Source organism: Streptomyces sp. NPDC060031, assembly GCF_042736805.1.
Taxonomy (GTDB): Bacteria; Actinomycetota; Actinomycetes; order Streptomycetales; family Streptomycetaceae; genus Streptomyces.
On record NZ_JBHWVM010000206.1, the window covers coordinates 1 to 1,687 of the forward strand.

Annotated in this window: 2 protein-coding genes; one reads left to right on the plus strand and one right to left on the minus strand. The window is 72.0% G+C overall.

Features of this window, described 5'->3' with window-relative positions:
* The coding region (locus ACFWB8_RS37040; RefSeq protein WP_385237720.1) for a DUF6227 family protein at positions 1-759 on the minus strand (759 nt) is incomplete at its 3' end.
* A gap of 192 nt (positions 760-951) precedes the next feature.
* Here ACFWB8_RS37040 and ACFWB8_RS37045 point away from each other — a divergent pair.
* Positions 952-1,593, plus strand: coding sequence for a vitamin K epoxide reductase family protein (locus ACFWB8_RS37045; RefSeq protein WP_385237723.1), 642 nt, complete (start codon positions 952-954; stop codon positions 1,591-1,593).
* The last annotated feature ends 94 nt before the right edge of the window (positions 1,594-1,687 follow it).

Sequence of the window (1,687 nt, forward strand, 5' to 3'; positions counted from 1 at the left end):
CTCCATCGCTCCGCGCGCGGCCGCCTCGCTCTCGTACACCTCGCACATGTGCCGCCCGTCGGGCGTCGCGGTGTGCTCGACCTCCCACAGGCTGAGTTCGCTCCCGTCCAGCAGGACGAAGGCGTGCTCGTACAGGCTGAAGCCCGCCTCCCGCCGCCCGTTCGCCAGGCACGGGCGCCCGCCGAAGGCCTGCGTGATCTGGTGCGCGTACGCCGACCGCAGCCGCTCCGCCACCCCCTCACCGGGGCGGTCCGGGTTCTCCGCGCGGCGCAGCACCCGCCGGGCGTGGTCGGCGGACTCCTCCACCGCGTACTCCCGGTGGCGCCGCGTCGGCGCGGCCGCGACGGCCGCGAACAGCGCGCCCAGCGCGGCCACATCGCGCGCTTCGTCCTCATCGGATCCGGTCACCGCCGGGTCCAGCAGCGCCTCGGTGGGAGCCTCGCCGAACAGCCGGGTCACGGCCAGGCGGGTCTCGGCCTTGCTCGCGAAGATCTCGTACCGCACCGCCCGGTCACCCCGAAGCCGGTACGCCAGCTCCCACAGCGACACCGCCCCGCCGTCGGCCAGCAGGTACGTGTGCCGGTGGGTCTCGCGCCACACGCCCTCCGCCTGGCCGTGGTGGGCGGTGTACAGCGCGGAGCTGTGGGCGAGCGCCGTGCCGAGGCGCTCGACCAACCGGTCAGGCAGGTCGAAGGAGTTGAGGGCGCGGCCCAGGAGTCGCTCGAGGTGCGCCTCGGTTGTCTCGTACGGATCGCTCAAGGTGGGTCTCCAGGCCGTCGCAGCATGTCACTTCGTGGAAGCTCAAAGTAACCCCTGGCCCTGACATCACGTCCGGGGTTCGGTAAAACGTCCGGGAAGCATCAGGGTTTCCCGCCACCCCTTCAGGTCAACTTCCTTATGCATGGGCATGGTTCGGCCTGGTATACGAGGGAAGGCGGGACTATGGGCCGCATGGCAACGAATACCGTGGGCGTCCCCCGCCAGCAGGGACGGCCCCGCAACCCCACCGACGGCGAACCGGCCGCCACCCCCCGGGGGCTGGCCTGGCTGCTGGTCCTGACCGGCGCCGCCGGACTGCTGGCCTCCTGGGTGATCACCCTCGACAAGTTCCTGCTGCTGGAGGACCCGGACTTCAAGCCCGCCTGCAGTCTGAACCCCGTCGTCTCCTGCGGCAGCGTCATGCAGAGCGACCAGGCCGCGGTCTTCGGCTTCCCCAACCCCATGCTGGGGCTGGCCGCGTACGGGGTCGTCGTGTGCGTCGGCGCGGGCCTGCTGGCCGGCGCCCGCCACCGTGGCTGGTTCTGGCTCGGTCTGAACGCCGGCACCGCCTTCGGCGTCGGCTTCTGCTCCTGGCTCATGGTCCAGTCGCTCTACGAGATCAACGCGCTCTGCCTGTGGTGCTGCCTGGCCTGGGTGGCGACCCTGCTGATGTTCTGGGCGGTCACCGCGCACAACGTCCGCGCGGGCACGCTCCCGGCGCCCGCTCCGGTGCGGGGCTTCCTCGCCGAGTTCGGCTGGGTCCCGCCCGTCTTGCACATCGGCGTCATCGGGATGCTGATCCTGACCCGGTGGTGGGAGTTCTGGACGGGCTGACGGCGGCGGCGCACCCGCGGCGCACAGGCGAGGGCCCCCCCCGCAGGATGGAGGCCGGGGCCCCCACCCGGAAAGGGTGGGGGGTAGCTGCCCA

What these genes read in the sequence shown, in the direction of transcription:
- ACFWB8_RS37045 (WP_385237723.1), top strand. Translation starts at nt 952, where the DNA reads ATGGCAACGAATACCGTGGGCGTCCCCCGCCAGCAGGGACGGCCCCGC.